This is a genomic window from Rathayibacter sp. VKM Ac-2804, assembly GCF_009866655.1.
In the GTDB taxonomy this organism is placed as follows: domain Bacteria; phylum Actinomycetota; class Actinomycetes; order Actinomycetales; family Microbacteriaceae; genus Rathayibacter.
In genome coordinates, this window is sequence record NZ_CP047420.1 from 1,834,635 (window position 1) to 1,857,157 (window position 22,523).

The following is a 22,523-nucleotide window of genomic DNA, read 5'->3' on the forward strand; positions in this document are numbered from 1 at the left end:
CCGATGCCCCTTCAAGACCCTGCGGACGGCACCACCGGCGGGACGCACCGCGTCATCGCCGTCGACGGAGTCGCCATGGTGCGTCTCCTCGGACCTCAGGACCGCCTCATCCGGGCGGTCGAATCGCGATTCCCCGATGTCCAGGTGCACGTGCGCGGCAACGAGGTGACCCTCGACGGCGAGGGCGTCCCCGTCGCCGCGGCGGCGCGCCTGGTGGAAGAACTGGTGCTCATGACGGCAGGCGGCCACGACCTCGACCCGGAGGGCGTGCGCGAGTCCGCGCGCATCCTCGAGAACGGCGGGCCGGTGCGTCCCGCGGACGCGTTCGGCCAGGCCATCCTCACGGCGCGCGGGAAGAGCATCCGCCCCAAGACCCTCGGGCAGCGCGAGTACGTCGACGCCGTCGATCAGAACACGATCGTCTTCGGCATCGGCCCCGCCGGCACCGGCAAGACCTACCTCGCGATGGCCAAGGCGGTGCAGGCCCTGCAGCGCAAGGAGGTCGAGCGGATCATCCTGACCCGCCCCGCGGTCGAGGCAGGGGAACGGCTCGGCTACCTGCCGGGCTCGCTCACCGACAAGATCGACCCGTACCTGCGCCCGCTCTACGACGCGCTGAACGAGATGATGGACCCGGAGATCGTCCCGAAGCTCCTCGCGGCGGGAACGATCGAGGTCGCCCCGCTGGCGTACATGCGCGGCCGCACGCTGAACACGTCGTTCGTCGTGCTGGACGAGGCGCAGAACACCACGCCGGAGCAGATGAAGATGTTCCTCACCCGCCTCGGCTTCGGCTCGAAGATGGTGATCACGGGCGACATCACCCAGGTCGACCTCCCCGCCGGCTCCAGCGGTCTCCGCCTGGTGACCCGGGTGCTCGACGACATCGACGACATCCACTTCGCGCGGCTGACCAGCGAGGACGTGGTCCGCCACAGCCTCGTCGGCCGGATCGTGGACGCCTACACCGAGTACGACCAGCAGAAGCAGGCGCAGAGCTTCGAGCGCGAGCAGGCCCGCGAGTTCGCGGCCCGCGCCGAGCGCCGGGCGGCCACCCGGTCGACCGGCGACGCGCAGCCCAAGCGGCCGCGCGCCTGAGCACGGCACTCCCCGTCTCCGCACCGCCCTCCCGCCGAGCACCCTCCCGACCGAAGGAACCCCGCACCCCGTGAGCATCGAGATCAACAACGAGTCGAGCATCCCCGTGGACGAGGCGACCCTGCTGCGCCTCGCGGGCTACGCGCTCGACTCGCTGCACGTGCACCCCGACGCCGAGCTCGCGATCGTGCTGGTCGACGAGGGCGCGATGGAGCAGCTGCACGTGCAGTGGATGGACGAGCCCGGCCCCACCGACGTGCTGAGCTTCCCGATGGACGAGCTGCGCCCCGGCACCGAGGACGAGCAGACCCCGGCCGGCCTGCTCGGCGACATCGTGCTGTGCCCGCAGGTGGCGCAGAACCAGGCCGAGGCGGCCGGCCACTCCGTGCTCGACGAGCTGCTGCTGCTGACCGCGCACGGGCTGCTGCACCTGCTCGGCTTCGACCACGCGGAGCCGGAGGAGGAGCGCGAGATGTTCGGCATCCAGCGCGACATCCTCGTCGGGTTCCACATCAGCGAGCGACGCCGCTAGGCCCGGCGTGCTCACCGTCCAGCTCCTCATCGCCGCCCTCGGCCTCGTCGCCCTCGGCGGCTGGCTCGCCGCCACCGACGCGGCGCTCGGCGTGCTCTCGCGCAGCGACGTCCTCGAGATGGCGCACCACTCGCGCAGCTCCCGCGCCCTGCGGGCCATCGCCGGCGACATGAGCGCGCACGTCAACGTCGTCAACTTCACCCGGATCGCGGCCGAGACCACGGCCGCCGTCTTCGTCACCACCGTGCTCGTCGTCGTGGTCGACGCGCTCTGGCTGGCGCTCCTGCTCGCGATCCTGATCATGGCGGCCGTCTCGTTCGTGCTGGTCGGCTCGAGCCCGCGCAGCGTCGGCCGCGCGCACGCCCGCGCCGTGCTCGGCTCCAGCGCCTCGCTCGTGCACGTGCTGCGGGTCGCGCTCGGTCCGGTCGCCCACGGCCTCGTCGCGCTGGGCAACCGGGTCACCCCGGGCACCGGCCGCTCGGCAGGCTTCTCCTCCGAGGAGCAGCTGCTGAGCATGGTCGACGAGGCGACCGAGCAGTCGGTCCTCGAGCAGGACGACCGCGAGCTCATCCACTCGATCTTCGAGTTCAACGACACGCTGGTGCGCGAGGTGATGGTGCCCCGGACCGACATGGTCACGATCGAGGCGGGTGCCTCGGTCGGCGCCGGCATGGGCCTGCTGCTCAGCCGCGGCATCTCCCGCCTGCCCGTCATCGGCGACGGCGTCGACGACGTGCTCGGCGTGCTCTACCTCCGCGACGTCGCCCGGCACACCTACGAGCGCCCGGACGACGACGACTCCGCGGCCGACCTCGCCCGCCCGGCGCTGTTCGTGCCGGAGTCGAAGAAGGCCGACGAGCTGCTGCGCCAGATGCAGCTCGAGTCCAACCATCTCGCCATGGTGGTCGACGAGTACGGCGGCATCGCCGGGCTGGTAACGCTCGAGGACCTGATCGAGGAGCTGGTCGGCGACATCTCGGACGAGTACGACCGCGAGGTCGACCTCTTCGAGGAGACCGAGCCGGGCGTCTACCGGGTCTCGGCCCGGCTGCCCGTCGACGAGCTGGGCGAGCTGTTCGAGCTCGACCTCGAGGACGACGACGTCGACTCGGTCGGCGGACTGCTCACCAAGGCCTACGGCCGCCTGCCCGAGCGCGGCGCGACCGCCCGGATCGACGGGGTGATCCTCGAGGCCGAGCAGGCGGATCCCCGCCGCGGCACCATCTCGACCGTCATCGTGCGGCGCGATCCCGACTACGATCCCTCAGGCGAGACCAGCACCGGACCGGTTCCGGTCGTCGCGGAGACAGACCACCAGGACGAGGACGCACGATGACCGACCAGAGCACCCCCAGCACTCCCTACCGGGCGGGCTTCGTGTCGTTCGTCGGCCGCCCGAACGTGGGCAAGTCGACCCTGACGAACGCGCTGGTCGGCGAGAAGATCGCCATCACCAGCTCGAAGCCGCAGACCACCCGCCGCGCCATCCGCGGCATCGTGCACCGCCCCGACGGCCAGCTGATCGTGGTGGACACCCCGGGCATCCACCGCCCGCGCACCCTGCTCGGCGAGCGGCTCAACTCCCTCGTCACCTCGACGCTCGGCGACGTCGACGTGATCGGGATGCTCTTCCCGGCCGACGAGCCGATCGGCCCCGGCGACCGCTTCATCAACGAGCAGCTTGAGTCGTTCCCGCGCGCCCGCAAGGTCGCGATCGTCTCCAAGGTCGACCTCTCCTCGAAGAAGTCCGTCGCGAAGCAGCTGCTCGCCGTCTCCGAGCTGCGCGAGTGGGACACGATCGTGCCGATCTCGGCGGTCACCGAGGAGCAGCTCGACGTCCTCGCCGCGGAGCTGCTGCGCCTCATGCCGGTCTCGCCGGCGCTGTACCCCGAGGAGGCCGTGACCGATGAGGACACGGGCTCGCGCATCGCGGAGTTCATCCGCGAGGCGGCGCTCGAGGGCGTCTCCGACGAGCTGCCGCACTCGCTCGCCGTGACGCTCGACGACATGGTCGAGCGTGAGGACGGCTCCTTCATCGACATCTACGCGAACGTCTTCGTCGAGCGCGACAGCCAGAAGGGCATCATCATCGGCAAGGGCGGCCAGCGCCTGCGCGAGGTGGGCGCGGTGTCGCGCGAGCAGATCGAGCGGCTGCTCGGCCGGCGCGTCTTCCTCTCCATCCGGGTGAAGGTCGCCAAGGAGTGGCAGCGCGACCCCAAGCTGCTCGGCCGCCTCGGCTTCTGAGCCCTTCGTGACCGGGGACGCCGCATCGGCAGGGGGATCGCCGTCACCCTCCGGGACGACGCCGCGCCGTGCTGCCGACGCGTAGCGTGGGGCGCATGCGCGCGCTGCTCGATCGTCCCGCGACGCTCCCGATCGCGGGAGCGCTGCTCGCGCTCCTCCACCTCGGGCTGAGCGCCGCGGGCCTCGTCGATCCGGGCCTGCTCAGCGGTGGTCTGCTCATCGCGCTCGGGCTGGCCGTCGCCGCGCTCCTGCCCGCCCTCGCGCCGTCCCTCGTCGCCGTCGGAGCGATCACCGGCGGCGGCGTCACGCTGCTCGGCGTGCCCGTCGACGCCGTCCTGGTGGGCCTCGTCGTCCTCTGGTCGTCGGCGCGCCGGCTCGGTCCGTGGACCCGAACGCTGACGCTGGTCGGCGCCCTCCTGCTCGCCGGCATCGGCGGCCTCGTCGCCGCGCTGAACGGTACCGCGCAGATCCTCGCGGACGAGGCGAGCGCCGACGAGGTCCTCCTCTTCCGTGCGCTCACCGCGCTCGTCGTCGCCGGCCTGCTCGCCGGCGCCGATGTGCTCGCCTGGCGCGGAGGGCTGCGCCGGCCGGTCGGCGGGGACGACAGGATCGACGCGCTCATGGTGCGCATCGCCGGTCCGCAGGACGACTTCGCCGTGGGCGCCGCCGGCTGGCAGGCGCTCCTGCTCCTGCTGATCTCGACCGTTCCCTTCGCCGCGCCCGATGGCTCGCTCCAGCCGGTCGTCGGCGGAGTCCTGGCCGTGGCGCTCGTCCTGCACCGCCGAGCGCCGGCGCTCGCCCTTGCGATCGCCTGGGCCGGCGCGATCCTCCAGATGGGGCTGCAGCTGGCCCCGGGCCCAGGCGACCTCGCGATCCTCGCCGTGCTCTTCGGCACCGGCGCCTCGGACCGGCGGCGGACCCGGGCCGCAGGAGCCGTGTCCGCGGTGCTCGGCGCGGTCGTCGCCGTCGTCTACCTGATCATCGTCTTCCGACTCGTGCAGTCCATCCCCTCGCCGATCCTGACCGGGGGAGCGGTGTTCGGCGGGATCCTCGCCACGCTCGGGCTCTCCTGGACGGTCGGCCTGCTCTCCCGCTCCGTCCGGCGGGCACGGGAGGGCCAGACCCTCCGCGCCGAGGCGGAGCGCGAGCGCGCGGCGGCGCAGCGCGAGCTCGACACGGTCGAGGAGCGCAACCGGATCGCGCGGGACATGCACGACGTCGTGGCGCACTCGCTCGCCGTCGTCATCGCGCAGGCGGACGGCGCCCGCTACCTCGGTGCGTCCAGCCCCGCGCAGACCGACGCCGCCCTGCTCACCATCTCCTCGGTCGCCCGCGACGCGCTCGGCGACGTGCGCGTCCTCCTCGCGCAGCTGCGGCACAGCCAGAGCGACGGACCGCAGCCCGAGGCGCGCGACCTGCCGGCGCTGCTCGAGAGCGTCGCCGGAGCCGGGACGCAGCTGCGCTCGGAGCTCGAGGTCGACCTCGAGACGGTGCCGCGCGGCATCGGCCTGGCGCTCTACCGCATCGTGCAGGAGGCGACGACGAACGCGCTCCGGCACGGCCGGCCCGGCTCCCCGCTCGACGTCGCCCTCCGCCGCGAGTCAGGCGACATCGTCCTGACGGTGCGCAACGCGCGCTGCGCCGATGCCGAGGCCGCCGCGCGCGTGCCGGGGGAGGGCCACGGCCTGGTCGGCATGCGCGAGCGCGCCGCACTCGTCGGCGGCGTGCTCCGCGCCGGCCCCGAGGGCGACGACTTCGTGGTCGACGCACGCCTGCCCGCCTCCTCGTCCCCCGCCCTGACCGTCGCCTCTGGAGGCCACCCCGCATGACCGACACCATCCGCCTCGTCCTCGTCGACGACCAGGCGCTCTTCCGCGCCGGCATCCGCATGCTGCTGAGCTCGCAGCCGGACCTCGAGGTGGTCGGCGAGGCGTCCGACGGCGCGGAGGGCGCGGAGATCGTCGGCCGGCTGGCTCCGGACGTGGTGCTGATGGACATCCGGATGCCGGGCGTCGACGGCATCGAGTCGACGCGGCGGATCCTCGCCGACGCCGCGGAGAAGGGCGTGGAGCCGCCGCGCATCCTGGTGCTCACCACGTTCGACCTGGACGAGGCCGCCGCCCGCGCGATCCGCGCCGGGGCGAGCGGGTTCCTGCTCAAGGACACCGAGCCGGGCTTCCTGCTCGCCTCGGTCCGCACCGTGCACGCCGGCACCGCGGTAGTCGCCGCCTCGGCGACCCGCGAGCTCTTCGAGCACTTCGGCGCACCGGGCAGCGGCCGGGAGACTCCGGCCGCGTTCGGCACGCTGACCGACCGCGAGCGCGAGATCTTCCACCTCGCCGCCCGTGGCCTCAGCAACACCGAGATCGCGCGAGCCGAGTTCCTCAGCGAGGCGACAGTGAAGACGCACATCAGCCGGACCCTCGGCAAGCTCGGGCTGCGCGACCGGGTGCAGCTGGTCGTCTACGCCTACGAGAACGGGCTCGTGGCCTGAGGGCGACGTCCGCGCCGCGGTGGTGCCGGTGGGTGCCGCGCCGCGGGGGCAGTGCTACCGTGGTCGCGTGCGCATCGGTCTGCTCCTTCTTAGCCGCCGCGACGAGATCTGATCCTCAGGCCCTCCTCGTCGCGGAGTCCGTCGTCGGCTGAATCAGACCCATCGTCACCACAGACCACCCGCGTGGTTCGATCCGCATCCGGATCCCCGCGAGACGAGAGACAGGCGCGTTCGCGCGCCGGGAGAGCACCCTCATGAAGAACACCCAGAAGCCGTCGTCGCTGCCGATCGGCAAGTACAAGCCGTTCCACGAGCAGATCGTCGTCGAGCTGCCCGACCGCACCTGGCCGGCGAAGCGCATCACCAATGCCCCGCGCTGGTGCGCCGTCGACCTGCGCGACGGCAACCAGGCGCTGATCGACCCGATGAGCCCCGAGCGCAAGCGGATCATGTTCGACCTCCTGGTCCGCATGGGCTACAAGGAGATCGAGGTCGGCTTCCCGAGCGCGAGCCAGACCGACTTCGACTTCGTCCGCAGCCTCATCGAGGAGGACGCGATCCCGGAGGACGTCACCATCCAGGTGCTGACCCAGGCGCGCGATCACCTGATCGAGCGCACCTACGAGTCGATCCGCGGGGCCCGCCAGGCGATCGTGCACCTCTACAACTCGACGAGCGTGCTGCAGCGCGAGGTCGTCTTCCGCAAGGACCGCCAGGGCATCATCGACATCGCCCTCGCCGGGGCGCGCAAGTGCCGCGAGATGGAGGCGTCGGTGCCCGGCACCGTCGTCTACTACGAGTACTCGCCCGAGAGCTACACCGGCACCGAGCTCGACTTCGCCCGCGAGATCTGCGACCGCGTGGTCGAGGTCTTCGAGCCGACCCCGGACCGCAAGGTCATCCTCAACCTGCCCGCCACGGTCGAGATGGCGACGCCGAACGTCTACGCGGACTCGATCGAGTGGATGTGCCGCAACCTGGCCCAGCGCGAGAACATCATCGTCTCGCTGCACCCGCACAACGACCGCGGCACCGCGGTCGCCGCGGCCGAGCTGGGCTACCTGGCCGGCGCGGACCGCATCGAGGGCTGCCTCTTCGGCAACGGCGAGCGCACCGGCAACGTCGACCTGGTCGCGCTGGGCGTGAACCTGTTCACCCAGGGCATCGACCCGCAGATCGACTTCAGCGACATGGACGGCATCAAGCGCACGGCCGAGTACTGCAACCAGCTGGCCGTGCCCGAGCGCAGCCCCTGGGCCGGCGACCTCGTCTTCACCGCGTTCAGCGGCTCGCACCAGGACGCCATCAAGAAGGGCTTCGAGGCGATGGAGGCCGAGGCGGAGCGCACCGGCGTCAGCCGCGACGAGTTGACCTGGGCGGTGCCCTACCTGCCGGTGGACCCGAAGGACCTCGGCCGCTCCTACGAGGCGGTCATCCGCGTCAACTCGCAGTCCGGCAAGGGCGGCGTCGCCTACCTGCTGAAGACCGACCACGCGCTGGACCTGCCGCGCCGCCTGCAGATCGAGTTCTCCGCCGTCGTGCAGGCCAAGACGGACGCCGAGGGCGGCGAGGTCACCAGCGAGCAGATCTGGACGATCTTCCAGGACGAGTACCTGCCCGCGCCCGCGCACCGCGCCGAGGACAAGTGGGGCCGCTTCGAGCTGACCCGCACGAGCACCTCGAGCGACCTGGGCGGCTCGATCGCGCTCGACGCCGTGCTGCGGGTCGGCGACGAGACGGTGACGGCGAGCGCGACCGGCAACGGCCCGATCAACGCCTTCGAGGCGGTGCTGGCGCAGCACGGCGTCGAGGTCCGCGTCTTCGACTACGTCGAGCACGCTCTCAGCGCCGGAGGCGACGCACTGGCCGCCTCCTACGTCGAGTGCTCGGTCAACGGCCGCACCCTCTGGGGCGTGGGCGTCGACGCCGACATCTCGACCGCCTCGCTCAAGGCGATCGTCTCGGCCGTCAACCGCGCCCTGCGCGAGGAGGCCCCGGACCGCGAACTGGCGACGGCCTCGGCCTGAGCCTCATCGGCTGATCGAGTAGCCCGCAGAGCGGGCGTATCGAGACCGACGTCCATGCGGCGGTCGGTCTCGATACGCCTTGTGCCGCGGCTACTCGACCAGCATGAGGACGCCGCGTGCCGCGGCTGCTCGACCAGCATGAGGACGCCGCGTGCCGCGGCTGCTCGACCAGCATGAGGACGCCGCGTTCCGCGGCTGCTCGTGAGGCCGTGGCGCAGTGCCGTCAAGCGCGGCCCTGCAGGATGAGGTTCCAGTAGACCCAGGGGAGCAGGTAGCGGTCGGCGAGGAAGGTGAGCCGGCGCTCCTTCGCGAGACCCTTCCAGAACGGGATGGTCGGCTTCGGGCGGTACCGGTCGTCGAACTCCGCGAAGACGACCGTCGAGCGCGAGACGACGAACGGGCAGACCGAGTAGCCGTTGTAGACCTGGGGGAGCGGCTTCCCCTTGCGCGCCGCGACGAGGTTCTTCGCCAGGGTCTTCGTCTGCTGCCGGAGCGCGCCGCCCGACTTGGAGTTCGTGGTCGCCGCGGCGTCGCCGAGCGCCCAGACCTCGGGGTGGCGCGGGTGGCGCAGCGTCAGAGGATCGACCTCGACGAAGCCGCCGACCTCCGCCTCCGCGGTCAGCCCGGTGTCCGCGAGCCAATCGGGTGCCGACTGCGGGGGCACCGCGTGCAGCACGTCGTAGGAGAGCGTCTCCCGCTGCTCGGTGCCGACCTGCCCCGCGTCGTGGTCGACGCCCAGCTGCGCGCCGCGGTGATCGTCCCCGGCGATGACCACGGTCCGCTGCTCGGCGTCGACGGAGACCAGCTCGCGGCTGTAGCGCACGTCGATGCCGTACTCCGCCACCTTGCGCTCGAGCTCCGCGTCGATGAGCGGCATGCCGAACATCGTGGGCGTCGGCACGACGAGCACGACGTGGATGTCGTCGAGCACGCCGATCTCGCGCCAGTAGTCGCACGCGAGGTACATCGGCTTCTGCGAGGCGCCCGAGCAGGTGCCGGGGCCGCTGGGCTGGGTGAAGACGACCGTGCCGGAGCGGACTCCGCGGAGCACGCTCGACGCCTTCCGCGCGTAGTCGAACTCGTAGTTCGAGACGCCGACCGGCGACGCCATCGCCTCTGCCAGCCCGGGCACCGCGTCCCAGTCCTTCTGGATGCCGGGGCAGACGACCAGATCGCCGTAGCCGACCTGCCGACCGGAGGCGAGGGTGACCGACTTCGCGGCGGGATCGATCGCCTCGACGCGATCGCGGATCCAGGTCACTCCCTTCGGCGTCACCGAGCCCTGCGGCCGGGTCGCCTTCGAGGCGGGAGCGGTGCCGCCCGCGACGTGGGAGAACATCGGCTGGTAGAGGTGCGTCTCGCGCGGCTCGATCACCGCGACGTCGTCGACCCCGTAGCGGCGCAGTCGCCCCGCGACCGAGAGCCCCGCGTTCCCCCCGCCGATGATCAGCACGTCGTGTCGGTCGGTCGTGGTGCCTGCGGCAGTCATGCTGCCCACCCTAGGTCGGACCCCCGACACGGGCCCGGGCTTCCGCGGACCGCTCCGACGTGCATCCGCTCTCAGCCGCGCTTGCGCCAGCCGAGGCGCGGCACCCGGCTCAGCGCCCGCTGCTCGGGCAGGCTCCAGCCGTAGCGCACCGCCAGCAGCCGGATGACCGCCGTGACGAGCACCGCGATCGGCGCCGCGTAGTCGATCACCATCCCGAACCGCAGCGCGACCACCAGCACCACCGTGCCGCCCGTCGCGGCGATCGCGTAGAGCGAGCCCACGTGCATCAGGGCGATCGGCCGGTTCAGCAGGATGTCGCGGATCACCGACCCGCCGACGGCCGAGACGGTCCCGACGAACACCGCGGGCACCTCCGGAACGCCGAGCGAGAGCGCCTTCGTCGTGCCGATCGCGCCGAAGAGGCCGATCGTCAGAGCGTCGAGCGCCGTGATCGTGCCGTCGACGCGGTTGAGCACGTGCTGCAGCAGCATCCCGAAGAGCGAGGCCGTCACCGCGACGATCAGGTAGGCGTTGGTGTGCAGCGCCACGAGCGGTGTCTGCAGCAGCAGGTCGCGCAGCACGCCGCCGCCGAGTCCCGTCGCCGTGCCGATGATCGTGACCCCGAGCAGGTCGATCCGCCGGTCGCGGAACTCGCCCGCGAACATCGCGCCCTGCAGGCAGCCGATCGCGATGGCGAGGAGGTCGGCCCAGGCGGGGATCTCGAAGAGGGAGGCTGCCACCGGGACATCGTTCCACGGCGCAGGCCGGGCGGGGGCGGCGGCACCGCCGGCTTGTCAGGGGTGGGGAGGATAATCGAGTCCATGCCCACCTACCGTGACGAAGCCGTCGTGCTGCGCACCCACAAGCTGGGCGAGGCCGACCGCATCGTGACGCTGCTCTCGCGAAGCCACGGCAAGATCCGCGCGGTCGCGAAGGGCGTGCGCAAGACGGGCTCCAAGTTCGGCTCGCGGCTCGAGCCGTTCATGGTGGCCGACCTCCAGCTCTACGAGGGCCGGAGCCTCGACATCGTCACCCAGGCCGAGTCGCTCGGCGCCTACGGCGCGATCATCGCCGCCGACTACGACAGCTACACCGCGGCGAGCGCGATGGTCGAGACGGCCGACCGGCTCACCGACGCGGACGCCTCGCTGCAGCAGTACCTGCTGCTCGTCGGCGCCCTGCGCTCGCTCTCGAAGCACGAGCACGAGCCGGTGCTCACCCTCGACTCCTACCTGCTGCGCGCCCTCTCGATCGCCGGCTGGGCGCCGAGCTTCGAGGACTGCGCCCGCTGCGGTGCGCCCGGCCCGCACGGCGCGGTCGTCGTCCAGCTCGGCGGGGTCGTCTGCGAGGACTGCACACCGCCCGGCGCCCCGCGGGTCGCCCCCGAGGTGGTCGTCCTCCTCGGCGCCCTGCTCACGGGAGACTGGGGGCACGCCGAGACGACGGAGCCCTCGACCCGCTCCCGAGCGAGCGGCGTGGTCGCCGCCTACACCCAGTGGCACCTCGAGCGCGGACTGAGATCTCTGGAGCACGTCACCCGATGAAGCCCTTCACCCACAAGGACGCCGTGGCGTTCCGCCCCCTCGACTGGACCGGCGTGCACCCGCCGGAGCTGCCGCGCAAGGCCGTCCCCGAGCACGTCGCGATCGTGATGGACGGCAACGGCCGCTGGGCCAACTCCCGTGGGCTGACGCGGGTGGAGGGCCACAAGCGCGGCGAGGCGTCGCTGCTCGACGTGGTCGCGGGAGCGATCCAGATCGGCGTGAAGCACCTCAGCGTCTACGCCTTCTCTACCGAGAACTGGAAGCGCTCGCCCGACGAGGTGCGCTTCCTGATGGGCTTCAACCGCGACGTGCTGCACCGCCGCCGCGACCAGCTCAACGAGTGGGGCGTCCGCGTGCGCTGGGCCGGCCGGAAGCCCCGGCTCTGGGCGTCGGTCGTCAACGAGCTGCAGTACGCCGAGAAGCTGACCGCGGGCAACGACGTCCTCACGCTGACGATGTGCGTCAACTACGGCGGCCGCACCGAGATCGCCGACGCGGTGCAGCGGATCGCGGCCGAGGTCGCGGCCGGCCGGCTGAAGCCGTCCGGCATCACCGAGAAGACGATCGGCAAGGCGCTCTATCTGCCGGACATGCCGGACGTCGACCTCTTCGTGCGCTCCTCCGGCGAGCAGCGCACCAGCAACTTCCTGCTCTGGCAGAGCGCCTACGCCGAGATGGTCTTCCTCGACCGGCTCTGGCCCGACTTCACCCGCGAGGACCTCTGGGGCGCGATCGAGCACTACGCCGGCCGCACCCGCCGCTTCGGCGGCGCGGTCGACGTGCCGGGGGCGTCGGCATGACCGGGGGTGGGACCGTCCGCGTCGGACTCGTCGGCTACGGGCTCGCGGGCCGCGTCTTCCACGCTCCGTTCCTGGAGGCGGAACCGGACGTCGCGCTGGTCGCGATCTCGACGAGCGACCCCGAGCGAGCGGCGGCGGCGGCGGACGCGCATCCCGGCGCGCGGATCGTCGCCGGGCTCGACGAGGTGCTCGCTGAGCGGCCCGACCTGGTCGTCCTCGCGACACCGCCCTCCGTGCACCGCGAGCAGGCCGAGCAGGTGCTCGCCGCCGGAGTCGCGGTGGTGATCGACAAGCCGTTCGCGCCGAGCACGGCGGACGTCGACGCGATCCTCGCCGCGTCCGAGGCGGGCGGGGCGCCCGTCTTCGTCTTCCAGAACCGCCGGTGGGACGCCGACTTCCTCACCCTGCGCAGGCTCCTGGCGGAGGGCGCGCTCGGCGACGTGATCCGCTTCGAGTCGACCTTCGAGCGCTGGAGCGCCCCGAAGACCGGCCGCTGGCAGACGGCGATCGGGCCGGAGCAGGGCGGCGGCATCCTCTTCGATCTCGGCAGCCACCTCGTCGACCAGGCTCTGGTGCTCTTCGGCCCGGCCGTCGTCACCGCCGCGGAGACCCGCGTCGTGCACGAGGGCGGTGCGAGCGAGGACGACGCCTTCGTCTCGCTGCTCCACGAGTCCGGCGTGCGCTCGCACCTGACGATGAGCCGGGTCGCCCGCGCCTGCGCACCTCGCTTCCGGGTGCTCGGGACGCGCGCCGCCTTCTCGGTCGACGGCCTCGACCCGCAGGAGGGCGCGCTGCGCAGCGGCGGTGCGACTCCGCTGGACGAGGACTTCGGCGTCGTCCCCGCCGGCGCGGAGGGAGCGCTCGTCGACGAGCACGGGAGCGCGGCCGTCCCGAGCGAGCGCGGGCACTACGCCGCCTTCCTCGCCGGAGTCGCCCGCACGCTGCTCGACGGGGCCCCGTCGCCGGTCGACGTCCGCGAGGCGAGAGCCGTGGTCGCGCTGATCGAGCAGGCGCACGCCCTCGCGGCACGGTGACGCACGACGCGCCCGGAGCCGCCGCGAGGTTGGCGATCCGGGCGCCGAGGGGGATCCTCGGAGGGTGAGCACCGCACCTCCGGCCCCCGCCGATCTCCGAGCGCTGTTCCCCGGCGCCCGCGGCTATCACAACGCCTGCACGCTGGGGCTGCCGCCGCGCGCGACCGCCGACGCGCTGCGCGCCGATCTCGACGAGTGGTCCGCCGGCGAGAACACCGCCGCGGGCTACGGCGCCGTCGCCGAGCGCGCGCGCGCCGCCTTCGCCGACATCGCCGGAGTGCCGGTCGACCGGGTCGCGATCGGCTCGCAGACCTCGGCGATGGCGGCCGTCCTCGCGGCCTCGCTCCCGGACGGCGCGCACGTCCTCTGCATCGACGGAGACTTCTCCTCGATCGTCTTCCCCTTCCTCGCCCAGGCTCACCGCGGCGTCGTGGTGCGCTCCGTGCCGCTGGAGGCGCTGGCGGACTCGATCGAGGACGCCGACGACCTCGTCGTCTTCTCGGCCGTGCAGTCGAGCAGCGGGGCGCTCGCCGATCTGGATGCGGTCGTCGAGGCCGCCGCCCGACACGGTGTGCGCACGGCCTGCGACCTGACCCAGGCGGCGGGCGTGCTGCCGGTCGACGCCTCCCGCTTCGACGCGACCCTCACCCACGCCTACAAGTGGCTCTGCTCGCCGCGCGGTGTCGCCTTCCTCACCGTCTCGCCGGAGTACGCGGCCGAGCTGCTGCCGGTGCAGGCCGGCTGGTACTCGGGGGAGGACGTCTGGTCCTCCTGCTACGGACCGGCGATGCACCTGGCCGAGAACGCCCGCCGCTTCGACGTCTCGCCCGCCTGGCAGGCGTTCGTCGGGGCGGAGGCGTCGCTCGAGCTGTTCCGCTCCCTCGATCTCTCCGCCGTCTGGGCGCGCGCCTCCGGGCTGGGGGATCAGCTCTGCGAGCGCCTCGACCGGCCGCCGCAGCACCGGGCGATCGTCTCCTGGCCGGACCAGGACGGCGCCGACCTGGCGCGCCTGCAGGCCGCAGGGCTGCGCGTCTCGGGCCGCGGCGGGCGCCTGCGGGTCGCCTTCCACCTCTGGAACGACGAGTCCGACGTCGACGAGCTCGTCCGGGTCCTCCGGGAATAGCTCCCGGCGGCGGCGGTTGTCCTCGGAGTGAGCGAAGCGCAGACCCCCATCACCGTCGACATCTGGTCCGACATCGCGTGCCCCTGGTGCTATATCGGCAAGCGGAAGTTCGAGCGGGGGCTGGCGGCGTTCCGCGCCGCGAACCCCGACGCGCCCGAGGTCGCGGTCGAGTACCGCAGCTTCGAGCTGTCGCCGGAGACGCCGGAGGACTACCGCGGCGGCACTGCCGAGTTCCTCGCGCAGCACAAGGGCGTCCCGCTCGAGCAGGCGCAGCAGATGCTCGACTCGGTGACCGCGATCGCGGCGGGCGTCGACCTCGACTACCACTTCGAGTCGGTCGTGCACGTGAAGACCGTCCGGGCGCACCAGGCGCTGCACCACGCGAAGGCGAACGGGCTGCAGCTCGAGCTCAAGGAGCGGCTGCTCCGGGCCTACTTCGTCGAGGGGCGCGACCTCGCGGACTCCGACGTCCTGGCCGCCCTCTCAGCGGAGGTCGGCCTCGACGCCGACGAGGTGCGGCGCGCGCTCGACGAGCAGCGGCACCTCGCCGACGTGCGGTCCGACATCGCGCAGGCCCGCGAGTACGGGATCAACGGCGTGCCGTTCTTCGTGCTCGACGGCCGCTTCGGGGTCTCGGGCGCGCAGGAGCCGACCGCGTTCACCGAGGTGCTCGAGCACGTGCTGTCGCAGCGGGCGGTCGTCTCGTGACCGATCGAGCGCCGGTCGCGCCGTTCGAGATGCTCGGCGCGGCGGACGTGCCGATCTGCGAGGACGGGGTCTGCGCGGTGCCGGCGCCTGCCGCTCCCGCGATCAGCGAGCGGGCTCCTCGACCGTGATGTCGGCGACGGTCGCTCCGTAGGCGGCGATCAGCGCGTCCGCCTCGACGAAGGCGCTCCGGCCGCTGGTGCCTGCGCCCATCGCGATCCGGCGGCCGACGATCCGCTCGTCTGCGACGACGGGCCAGGCGGTGGTGGAGCCGATCGGCGTGATGGTGCCGCGGCGGTAGCCCGTCGCCTCCAGGGCCACCGACTCGTCCGGCAGCCGCAGCTTGTTCACGCCGACCACCGCGCGCAGCAGCGGCCAGGAGATCTGCCGCCCGCCGGGCACCAGCGCGAAGACGAAGCCGCCGTCGTGGCGCTTCACCACCAGCGACTTCACGATCGAGCCGGGCTCGATGCCCAGCAGCGCGGCCGCCTCGGCCAGGCTCCCGGCCTCCGGGCGGTCGACGATCTCGACGTCGAGTCCACGCTCACGCGCGTCCGCCTCGAAACGCGTCGGTCCGTCCTGCACGGTGCCGTTCTCCACGGTGCCGTCCTCCACGGTGCCGTTCCCGTCCATCCGTCCCCACCTCTCCGCTCGTTCGCCTTCCCCAACACAGGATCTGGGAGAATCGATACCGATGTCCTCCACTCTCATGGCCGCCCCGCCCGCGCGCACCGCGCCGGCGCTCCGGATCGGCCCCCTCGAACTCGACGCCCCCGTCGTCCTCGCGCCCATGGCCGGGATCACCAACACGGCGTTCCGCCGACTCTGCCGCGAGTTCGGGAACGGCCTGTACGTGAGCGAGATGATCACGTCCCGCGCGCTCGTCGAGCGCACCCCGGAGTCGATGCGCCTCATCCGTCACCACCCGAGCGAGAAGGTCCGCTCGATCCAGCTCTACGGGGTCGACCCGAAGACGGTCGCCGAGGCGGTCACCATGCTCGTCGCGGAGGACCGCGCCGACCACATCGACCTCAACTTCGGCTGCCCCGTCGCCAAGGTCACCCGCAAGGGCGGGGGAGCGGCACTGCCGTGGAAGCTCCCGCTGTTCCGGCAGATCGTCGAGGGCGCGGTGAGGGCCGCGGGCGACGTCCCGCTGACCGTCAAGATGCGCAAGGGCATCGACTCCGACCACCTCACCTACCTCGAGGCCGGCCGGGCGGCGGAGGGCGCGGGAGTCGCCTCCATCGCGCTGCACGCGCGCACCGCCTCCGAGTTCTACAGCGGCCAGGCCGACTGGTCGGCGATCGCGATCCTCAAGCAGGCGATCTCGAGCGTGCCGGTGCTGGGCAACGGCGACATCTGGTCGGCCGAGGACGCGCTGCGGATGATGAGCGAGACGGGCTGCGACGGCGTCGTCGTCGGGCGCGGCTGCCTCGGCCGCCCGTGGCTCTTCGGCGACCTCGCCGCCGCGTTCGCCGGCTCGGACGAGCGCTTCACGCCCACCCTCGGCCAGGTCGCCACGGCCTTCCGCCGGCACGCCCAGCTGATTTGCGAGTTCTTCGAGAGCGAGGAGCGCGGCTGCCGCGACATCCGCAAGCACGTCGCCTGGTACTTCAAGGGCTACCCGGTCGGCGGCGACCTGCGCGCGCGGATGGCCTCCGTGGTCACCCTCGCCGAGCTCGACGAGCTGCTCGCCACCCTCGATCCCGACGTGCCGTACCCCGGCGAGGCGGCCGAGGGCCAGCGCGGCCGCGCCGGCTCGCCGAAGACGCCGTCGCTGCCCGACCGCTGGCTCGAGTCCCGCGAGCTGAACGCCGACCAGCGCGACGCCGTCTCGGCCGCCGAGATCCACCACAGCGGTGGATGATCGCGCGCTCTGGGGGTACTCGCTCGTCGACGTCGAGCGGTTCCTGCCGGAGGACCACAGCACCCGCCGCTCCGACTTCGCCCGCGATCGCGCCCGGCTCTTCCACTCCAGCTCGCTCCGCCGCCTCGCTGCGAAGACGCAGGTGCTCAGCCCGACCGCCGGTGTCGACTTCGCCCGCAACCGGCTGACCCACTCGCTCGAGGTCGCCCAGATCGGCCGCGAGCTCGCCACGAGCCTCGACCTCGACCCCGACGTCGTCGACACCGCCTGCCTCGCGCACGACATCGGCCACCCGCCCTTCGGCCACAACGGCGAGCGGGCCCTCAACACCTGGGCCGAGTCGATCGGCGGCTTCGAGGGCAACGCGCAGACCTTCCGGCTGCTCACCCGCCTCGAGCCGAAGGTCTTCGGCGGCGACGACCGCCCCTACGGCCTGAACCTCACGCGCTCGAGCCTCGACGCCAGCTGCAAGTACCCGTGGCCCGACACCCGCTCGGTCGCCGACCCGTCCGGCCGCGCCAAGTACGGCTTCTACGCCGACGACGAGCCCGCCTTCACCTGGATGCGCGAGGGCGCCCCCGAGGGAGTCCGCTGCATCGAGGCCGAGGTGATGGACCTCTCCGACGACATCGCCTACTCGGTCCACGACTTCGAGGACGCCGTGTTCTCCGGCTACATCGACGTCGCCGCGCTCGGCTCCCGCGTGGATCACGACGACCTCGTCGAGTCGATGCACTCCTGGGTCGGCGGCGAGATCGGCCACGACGAGCTCGTCGCCGCGTTCGACCGCCTCGACTCGCTCGACGTCTGGGTCGACTCCTGGGACGGCTCCCGCCGCGACCAGGCCCGGCTGAAGAACCTCACCAGCCAGCTCATCGGCCGCTTCGCCGCCTCCGCCACCGAGGCCACCCGGGACGCCTACTCCCACCCCGACCTCGTCCGCTTCGGCGGCCACGTCGTCGTCCCCCGCGAGCAGCAGGCCGAGATCGCCGTCCTTAAGGGCATCGTCGCCACCTTCGTGATGTCGCGGAACACCCGCCAGCCGATCTACGCCCAGCAGCGCGAGGTCCTCACCCGCCTCGCCGACACCCTCCTCGAGCGCGGCGCCGGCGCCCTCGACGCCGGCTTCGCCGAGGACTGGAACGCCGCCGGCACCGACGACGCCCGCCGCAGGGTCGTCGTCGACCAGGTCGCCAACCTCACCGACCAGAGCGCCCTGAGCTGGTTCGAGCGGCTGTGCCACTGACGTGAGCGGGTCGCGGCCCCGCTCACGTCGGACGCCGGTCCCTGCCCGGCGTCCGCGCGGTCGGCTCCTCGGGGTGGTGCGTTCCGCGGAGCGGGGCGCGAACGCCTAGCGCGATCCGCTGGCACGCGGATCACCCGTTCGGCTCCGCCGTGCCCGCGCGAAGGGCGGTCCTTGCTGGTCGCGTGCTTCGCACGACGAGGCCGCGAGTCTTCCTGCTTGCGGGTCGCGTGCTGCGCACGACGACATGAGCGGTCCCCTGGCCGTAGGCCGCCCTCGCATGCTGGTCGAGTAGGGCGCGGAGCGACCGTATCGAGACCGACGTGTGCGGAGGGGGGTCTCGACACGCCGCGGTCCGCGGCTACTCGACCGGCATGCACGGCGCCGCGGTCCGCGGCAGCTCGATCGGCGGGCGGGGCGGAAACGGCGCACTCGGCCGGGGGGCGGGTGGCGGCGGATACGATGGGGGGCATGCCTCGGATTCGACAGACGGATGTCGAGGAGGTCAAGGCCAGGGTCAACATCGCGGACGTCGTCGGCGAGTACGTCACCCTGAAGTCGGCGGGCGTCGGTTCGCTGAAGGGGCTCTGCCCGTTCCACGACGAGCGCAGCCCGAGCTTCCACGTGCGCCCCCAGGCCGGCTTCTACCACTGCTTCGGCTGCCAGGAATCGGGCGACGTCTACAGCTTCGTCATGAAGATGGACCACACCTCCTTCAGCGAGACCGTCGAGCGGCTCGCCGGCCGCATCGGCTTCCCGCTGCAGTACGAGGAGGGCGGCGGCCAGGCCCCCGAGACCGGCGGACGCGCCCGCCTCATCGCCGCGAACAACGCCGCCGAGGAGTTCTTCCGCGAGCAGCTCGCCACCCCCGGCGCCGACGTCGGGCGCCGCTTCCTCGGCGAGCGCGGCTTCGACCGCGCGGCCGCCGACCGCTTCGGCGTCGGCTTCGCCCCCGACGGCTGGGACGGTCTGACCACCGCCCTCAAGCGACGCGGCTTCTCCGAGGAGGAGCTCACCACGGCGGGCCTCGTCAGCAGCAGCAACCGCGGCGGGGTCTACGACCGCTTCCGCGGCCGGCTCGTCTGGCCGATCCGCGACGTGACGGGTCAGACCGTCGGCTTCGGCGCGCGCCGCCTCCTCGAGGAGGACAAGGGCCCGAAGTACCTGAACACCCCCGAGTCGCCCGTCTACCACAAGTCGCAGGTGCTCTACGGGCTGGACCTGGCCAAGCGCGACATCTCCCGCGGTCACCGGGTCGTCGTCGTCGAGGGCTACACCGACGTGATGGCCTGCCACCTCGCGGGCGTCACCACGGCGGTCGCGACCTGCGGCACCTCCTTCGGCGTCGACCACATCAAGGTCCTGCGCCGGGTGCTCGGCGACGACAGCGGGGTCGGCGAGGTCGTCTTCACCTTCGACCCGGACGCCGCCGGCCAGAAGGCGGCCATGCGCGCGTTCCAGGAGGAGCACCGCTTCGCCGCGCAGACCTTCGTCGCCGTCGCGCCCGAGGGCCTGGACCCCTGCGACCTGCGGCTCAACCGCGGCGACGACGCCGTCCGCCGCCTCATCGACGACAAGAAGCCGATGTTCGAGTTCGTCATCCGGCAGCTGCTGGCCCGCTACGACCTCGACACGGTCGAGGGCCGGATCGCCGCCCTGCGCGCCGCCGCCCCGGTCGTCGCCGAGATCCGCGACCCGGCGCTGCGCCCCGGCTACTCGCGCGAGCTGGCCCGGATGCTCGGCCTGGACATGTCCGAGGTCAACTCGGCCGTCCGCTCCGCCGGCTCGCGCGCGCGCAACGCGCCGGGCGGGCGCGAGGAGCGCCCGCAGGAGGACGCCCCGGAGGCGCCGGCCGGCGCCAGGATCGCCGACCTCCCGGTCGACGTCGTCACGCGGATCGAGCGCGAGGCGCTGATGGCCATGCTGCAGCTGCCCCAGGTGATGGGGGAGGCGCTGCTCGCCCGGGCCGCGCACGCCGCGGTCACCAACGAGACCCTCCGCGTCGTCCGCGACGCCGTCGTCGCCAACCTCGAGCGCGCGCAGGACCGCGACTGGGTCGAGCACGTGGCGGCCGACGTTCCGGGGCCGTTCGCCTCGCTCGTGCACCAGCTCGCCGTGGCGCCCATCCCGGCGGCCGACGAGGCGGGCCTCGCCCGCTACTCGAAGGACGTCGCGATCTCGCTGATCGAGCGCGACCTGCTGCGCGAGATCGCGGAGCTGCGCGGCGCCCTGCAGCGCGCCTCGACCGATCCGGTGCTGTCCCGCGCCGTGCAGGTCCGCCTGGTCGAGCTGGAGCGCGAGAAGCGGGCCCTGCGCACCGAGTGACGGCGCCGCGAGCCTCGCGTGCCCTCGATGAGGGACGTGTTGCAGTCGTGTGAAGAAACGGCCGGACGGCTCCCGCCGGTTCGGAGAGCGCTTCCGCATGTGTTACCACTGAGGAACAGCAATGCGGGCGCTCAGCGTCGTGGCCCCCGTGCGCCCAGAGAACACCGTGCGCCTGAAGGACAGTGCGCCGGATCGACACCGCTCCGCACGGACCCCGTGCGAGACGGACTCTGCGCCGCGGGACCGCGTTCCACGCCGAGGTCCGCATCCGATTTCTGACAGGAAGAGGCAGACGGAGATGACATCCGGATTCACTCGCGGTTCGCGAGCACTCGGCACGGCAGCAGGCTTCGCCGCGGTCGCGCTCGTGCTGGCGGGCTGCTCCGCCGGCGGCGGGGACTCGACCGGCGGCGCCGCCGGCGGCACGCTCACCATCGGCACCACCGACAAGATCACCACGCTCGACCCCGCCGGTTCGTACGACAACGGCTCCTTCGCCGTGATGAACCAGGTATTCCCGTTCCTGATGAACACCCCCTACGGCAGCCCGGACGTCGAGCCCGACATCGCCGAGTCGGCCGAGTTCACGGCGCCGACCGAGTACACGGTCACGCTCAAGGACGGCCTGAAGTGGGCCAACGGCCACGACCTGACCTCCTCGGACGTCAAGTTCTCCTTCGACCGCCAGGTCGCCATCGCGGCCGAGAACGGCCCGTCGTCGCTCCTCGCGAACCTCGACAGCGTCGCGGCGCCGGACGACACCACCGTCGTCTTCACGCTGAAGTCGGAGAACGACCAGACCTTCCCGCAGATCCTCTCGAGCCCCGCGGGCCCGATCGTGGACGAGGAGGTCTTCTCGGCCGACGAGCTGACCGCCGACGAGGACATCGTCTCGGGCGACGCCTTCGCCGGGCAGTACACGATCGCCAACTACGACGTGAACAACCTCATCCAGTACAAGGCCTACGACGACTACCAGGGCGTCCTCGGCGAGGCGAAGACCGGCACCGTCAACGTCAAGTACTACGCGGACAGCTCGAACCTCAAGCTGGACATCCAGGAGGGCAACATCGACGTCGCGTACCGGAGCCTCTCCGCGACCGACGTCGAGGACCTCCGCGGGAACGACGCCGTCAAGGTCGTCGACGGCCCCGGCGGCGAGATCCGCTACATCGTCTTCAACTTCGACACGCAGCCGTTCGGCGCGACGACCGCCGAGGCCGACGCGGCCAAGGCGCTCGCCGTCCGCCAGGCCGCGGCCGATCTGATCGACCGCCAGGAGATCGCCGACCAGGTCTACAAGGGCACCTACACCCCGCTGTACTCCTACGTCCCCCAGGGCCTCACCGGCGCGACCGAGTCCCTCAAGGGCCTCTACGGCGACGGCCAGGGCGGTGTCGACGCCGACAAGGCGGCCGCCACGCTCCAGGCCGCGGGCGTCACCACCCCGGTCACCCTCAACCTGCAGTACTCGAACGACCACTACGGTCCGTCCTCGGGCGACGAGTACGCGCTGATCAAGGACCAGCTCGAGTCGACCGGCCTGTTCACCGTCAACCTGCAGACGACCGAGTGGGTCCAGTACTCCAAGGACCGCTCGAGCGACGTCTACCCGGCGTACCAGCTCGGCTGGTTCCCGGACTACTCCGACGCCGACAACTACCTGTCGCCGTTCTTCATCAAGGAGAACTTCCTCGCGAACCACTTCGACGACGCCGACGTGCAGAGCCTGATCGCCGAGCAGGTCTCCACCACCGACGCCGATGCGCGCACCGCGCTGATCGAGGAGATCCAGGACAAGGTCGCGGCGCAGCTGTCGACCCTGCCCTACCTCCAGGGCTCGCAGGTCGCGATCGTCGGCAGCACCGTGAGCGGAGCCGAGGACACCCTCGACGCCTCGTTCAAGTTCCGCTACGCGGCGCTCAGCAAGGGCTGATCCACCCCTCCGGCCGGCGCCTCCCCACCCGGGAGGCGCCGGCCGTTCTCCACGAAAGGCAT

At 72.2% G+C, this 22,523-nt stretch carries 19 protein-coding genes; 16 read left to right on the plus strand and 3 right to left on the minus strand.

All coding sequences use genetic code 11. The features are described 5' to 3' along the window. Positions 1 to 3 precede the first annotated feature (3 nt). The 7 genes from GTU73_RS08565 (at position 4) to leuA (ending at position 8,395) form a co-directional block, all read left to right on the plus strand. Positions 4 to 1,098, plus strand: a complete 1,095-nt coding sequence (locus GTU73_RS08565; RefSeq protein WP_160088625.1) for a PhoH family protein — start codon at positions 4 to 6, stop codon at positions 1,096 to 1,098. 70 nt (positions 1,099 to 1,168) lie between these two features. After that, positions 1,169 to 1,630 carry an rRNA maturation RNase YbeY gene (gene ybeY, locus GTU73_RS08570; RefSeq protein WP_160088627.1) on the plus strand — a complete coding sequence of 154 codons (462 nt, stop codon included), beginning with the start codon at positions 1,169 to 1,171 and terminating at the stop codon, positions 1,628 to 1,630. A gap of 7 nt (positions 1,631 to 1,637) precedes the next feature. Next, positions 1,638 to 2,966: a hemolysin family protein gene (locus GTU73_RS08575; RefSeq protein ID WP_160088637.1), complete on the plus strand. Its 1,329-nt coding sequence runs from the start codon at positions 1,638 to 1,640 to the stop codon at positions 2,964 to 2,966. Continuing rightward, a complete protein-coding gene (gene era / locus GTU73_RS08580; protein WP_160088639.1) occupies positions 2,963 to 3,874 on the plus strand; it encodes a GTPase Era in 912 nt (303 codons plus the stop codon). Before GTU73_RS08575 ends, era begins: the two co-directional genes overlap by 4 nt. Before the next feature lie 95 nt (positions 3,875 to 3,969). Further along, positions 3,970 to 5,703: a histidine kinase gene (locus tag GTU73_RS08585; protein ID WP_160088641.1), complete on the plus strand. Its 1,734-nt coding sequence runs from the start codon at positions 3,970 to 3,972 to the stop codon at positions 5,701 to 5,703. After that, positions 5,700 to 6,368: a response regulator transcription factor gene (locus tag GTU73_RS08590; RefSeq protein ID WP_160088643.1), complete on the plus strand. Its 669-nt coding sequence runs from the start codon at positions 5,700 to 5,702 to the stop codon at positions 6,366 to 6,368. Before GTU73_RS08585 ends, GTU73_RS08590 begins: the two co-directional genes overlap by 4 nt. Before the next feature lie 254 nt (positions 6,369 to 6,622). Beyond that, positions 6,623 to 8,395, plus strand: a complete 1,773-nt coding sequence (gene leuA / locus GTU73_RS08595) for a 2-isopropylmalate synthase (RefSeq protein WP_160088645.1) — start codon at positions 6,623 to 6,625, stop codon at positions 8,393 to 8,395. A 223-nt stretch (positions 8,396 to 8,618) separates the two neighbouring features. Here leuA and GTU73_RS08600 read toward each other — a convergent pair whose 3' ends face one another. Next, positions 8,619 to 9,884: an FAD-dependent oxidoreductase gene (locus GTU73_RS08600; protein ID WP_160088647.1), complete on the minus strand. Its 1,266-nt coding sequence runs from the start codon at positions 9,882 to 9,884 to the stop codon at positions 8,619 to 8,621. A gap of 71 nt (positions 9,885 to 9,955) precedes the next feature. Then, the gene (locus GTU73_RS08605) at positions 9,956 to 10,624 is read right to left on the minus strand and encodes a TRIC cation channel family protein (protein ID WP_244231824.1); all 669 of its coding nucleotides are present in this window, start codon (positions 10,622 to 10,624) and stop codon (positions 9,956 to 9,958) included. 81 nt (positions 10,625 to 10,705) lie between these two features. Between GTU73_RS08605 and recO the strand changes: the two genes are divergently transcribed. From recO to GTU73_RS08630, 5 genes are all read left to right on the plus strand, one after another. Next, entirely contained in the window at positions 10,706 to 11,428 is a 723-nt protein-coding gene (recO, locus tag GTU73_RS08610) for a DNA repair protein RecO (RefSeq protein WP_160088649.1), read from the plus strand. After that, a complete protein-coding gene (locus tag GTU73_RS08615) occupies positions 11,425 to 12,228 on the plus strand; it encodes an isoprenyl transferase (RefSeq protein WP_160088651.1) in 804 nt (267 codons plus the stop codon). Before recO ends, GTU73_RS08615 begins: the two co-directional genes overlap by 4 nt. Next, positions 12,225 to 13,262, plus strand: a complete 1,038-nt coding sequence (locus GTU73_RS08620; protein WP_160088653.1) for a Gfo/Idh/MocA family oxidoreductase — start codon at positions 12,225 to 12,227, stop codon at positions 13,260 to 13,262. Before GTU73_RS08615 ends, GTU73_RS08620 begins: the two co-directional genes overlap by 4 nt. A gap of 64 nt (positions 13,263 to 13,326) precedes the next feature. Further along, complete coding sequence (locus GTU73_RS08625; protein WP_160088655.1) at positions 13,327 to 14,385, plus strand: aminotransferase class V-fold PLP-dependent enzyme; 1,059 nt, start codon at positions 13,327 to 13,329, stop codon at positions 14,383 to 14,385. Positions 14,386 to 14,412: 27 nt separating this feature from the next. Further along, the gene (locus GTU73_RS08630) at positions 14,413 to 15,093 is read left to right on the plus strand and encodes a DsbA family oxidoreductase (protein ID WP_160088657.1); all 681 of its coding nucleotides are present in this window, start codon (positions 14,413 to 14,415) and stop codon (positions 15,091 to 15,093) included. A 102-nt stretch (positions 15,094 to 15,195) separates the two neighbouring features. On the opposite strand, the gene GTU73_RS08635 is transcribed toward GTU73_RS08630, so the two are convergent. Continuing rightward, positions 15,196 to 15,723, minus strand: a complete 528-nt coding sequence (locus GTU73_RS08635) for a YbaK/EbsC family protein (protein ID WP_160088659.1) — start codon at positions 15,721 to 15,723, stop codon at positions 15,196 to 15,198. 61 nt (positions 15,724 to 15,784) lie between these two features. Between GTU73_RS08635 and dusB the strand changes: the two genes are divergently transcribed. The 4 genes from dusB to GTU73_RS08655 all read left to right on the plus strand — a co-directional run bounded on the left by dusB (position 15,785) and on the right by GTU73_RS08655 (position 22,461). Further along, the gene (gene dusB / locus GTU73_RS08640; RefSeq protein ID WP_208543752.1) at positions 15,785 to 16,957 is read left to right on the plus strand and encodes a tRNA dihydrouridine synthase DusB; all 1,173 of its coding nucleotides are present in this window, start codon (positions 15,785 to 15,787) and stop codon (positions 16,955 to 16,957) included. Then, on the plus strand, positions 16,950 to 18,203 hold the full coding sequence (locus tag GTU73_RS08645) for a deoxyguanosinetriphosphate triphosphohydrolase (protein WP_160088661.1): 1,254 nt from the start codon (positions 16,950 to 16,952) through the stop codon (positions 18,201 to 18,203). Before dusB ends, GTU73_RS08645 begins: the two co-directional genes overlap by 8 nt. Positions 18,204 to 18,671: 468 nt before the next feature. Continuing rightward, complete coding sequence (gene dnaG / locus GTU73_RS08650) at positions 18,672 to 20,525, plus strand: DNA primase (RefSeq protein WP_160088663.1); 1,854 nt, start codon at positions 18,672 to 18,674, stop codon at positions 20,523 to 20,525. Between the two features lie 298 nt (positions 20,526 to 20,823). Further along, on the plus strand, positions 20,824 to 22,461 hold the full coding sequence (locus GTU73_RS08655) for an ABC transporter substrate-binding protein (protein ID WP_160088665.1): 1,638 nt from the start codon (positions 20,824 to 20,826) through the stop codon (positions 22,459 to 22,461). Positions 22,462 to 22,523 lie beyond the last annotated feature (62 nt).

Bases quoted from the DNA above. Each gene is read 5' to 3' on its own strand.
- GTU73_RS08615 (WP_160088651.1), top strand. From the start codon at position 11,425: ATGAAGCCCTTCACCCACAAGGACGCCGTGGCGTTCCGCCCCCTCGAC.
- dnaG (WP_160088663.1), top strand. From the start codon at position 18,672: ATGCCTCGGATTCGACAGACGGATGTCGAGGAGGTCAAGGCCAGGGTC.
- GTU73_RS08585 (WP_160088641.1), top strand. From the start codon at position 3,970: ATGCGCGCGCTGCTCGATCGTCCCGCGACGCTCCCGATCGCGGGAGCG.
- GTU73_RS08565 (WP_160088625.1), top strand. From the start codon at position 4: ATGCCCCTTCAAGACCCTGCGGACGGCACCACCGGCGGGACGCACCGC.
- GTU73_RS08655 (WP_160088665.1), top strand. From the start codon at position 20,824: ATGACATCCGGATTCACTCGCGGTTCGCGAGCACTCGGCACGGCAGCA.
- GTU73_RS08635 (WP_160088659.1), bottom strand. From the start codon at position 15,723: ATGGACGGGAACGGCACCGTGGAGGACGGCACCGTGGAGAACGGCACC.
- recO (WP_160088649.1), top strand. From the start codon at position 10,706: ATGCCCACCTACCGTGACGAAGCCGTCGTGCTGCGCACCCACAAGCTG.
- era (WP_160088639.1), top strand. From the start codon at position 2,963: ATGACCGACCAGAGCACCCCCAGCACTCCCTACCGGGCGGGCTTCGTG.
- leuA (WP_160088645.1), top strand. From the start codon at position 6,623: ATGAAGAACACCCAGAAGCCGTCGTCGCTGCCGATCGGCAAGTACAAG.
- GTU73_RS08590 (WP_160088643.1), top strand. From the start codon at position 5,700: ATGACCGACACCATCCGCCTCGTCCTCGTCGACGACCAGGCGCTCTTC.
- GTU73_RS08620 (WP_160088653.1), top strand. From the start codon at position 12,225: ATGACCGGGGGTGGGACCGTCCGCGTCGGACTCGTCGGCTACGGGCTC.
- dusB (WP_208543752.1), top strand. From the start codon at position 15,785: ATGTCCTCCACTCTCATGGCCGCCCCGCCCGCGCGCACCGCGCCGGCG.
- GTU73_RS08600 (WP_160088647.1), bottom strand. From the start codon at position 9,884: ATGACTGCCGCAGGCACCACGACCGACCGACACGACGTGCTGATCATC.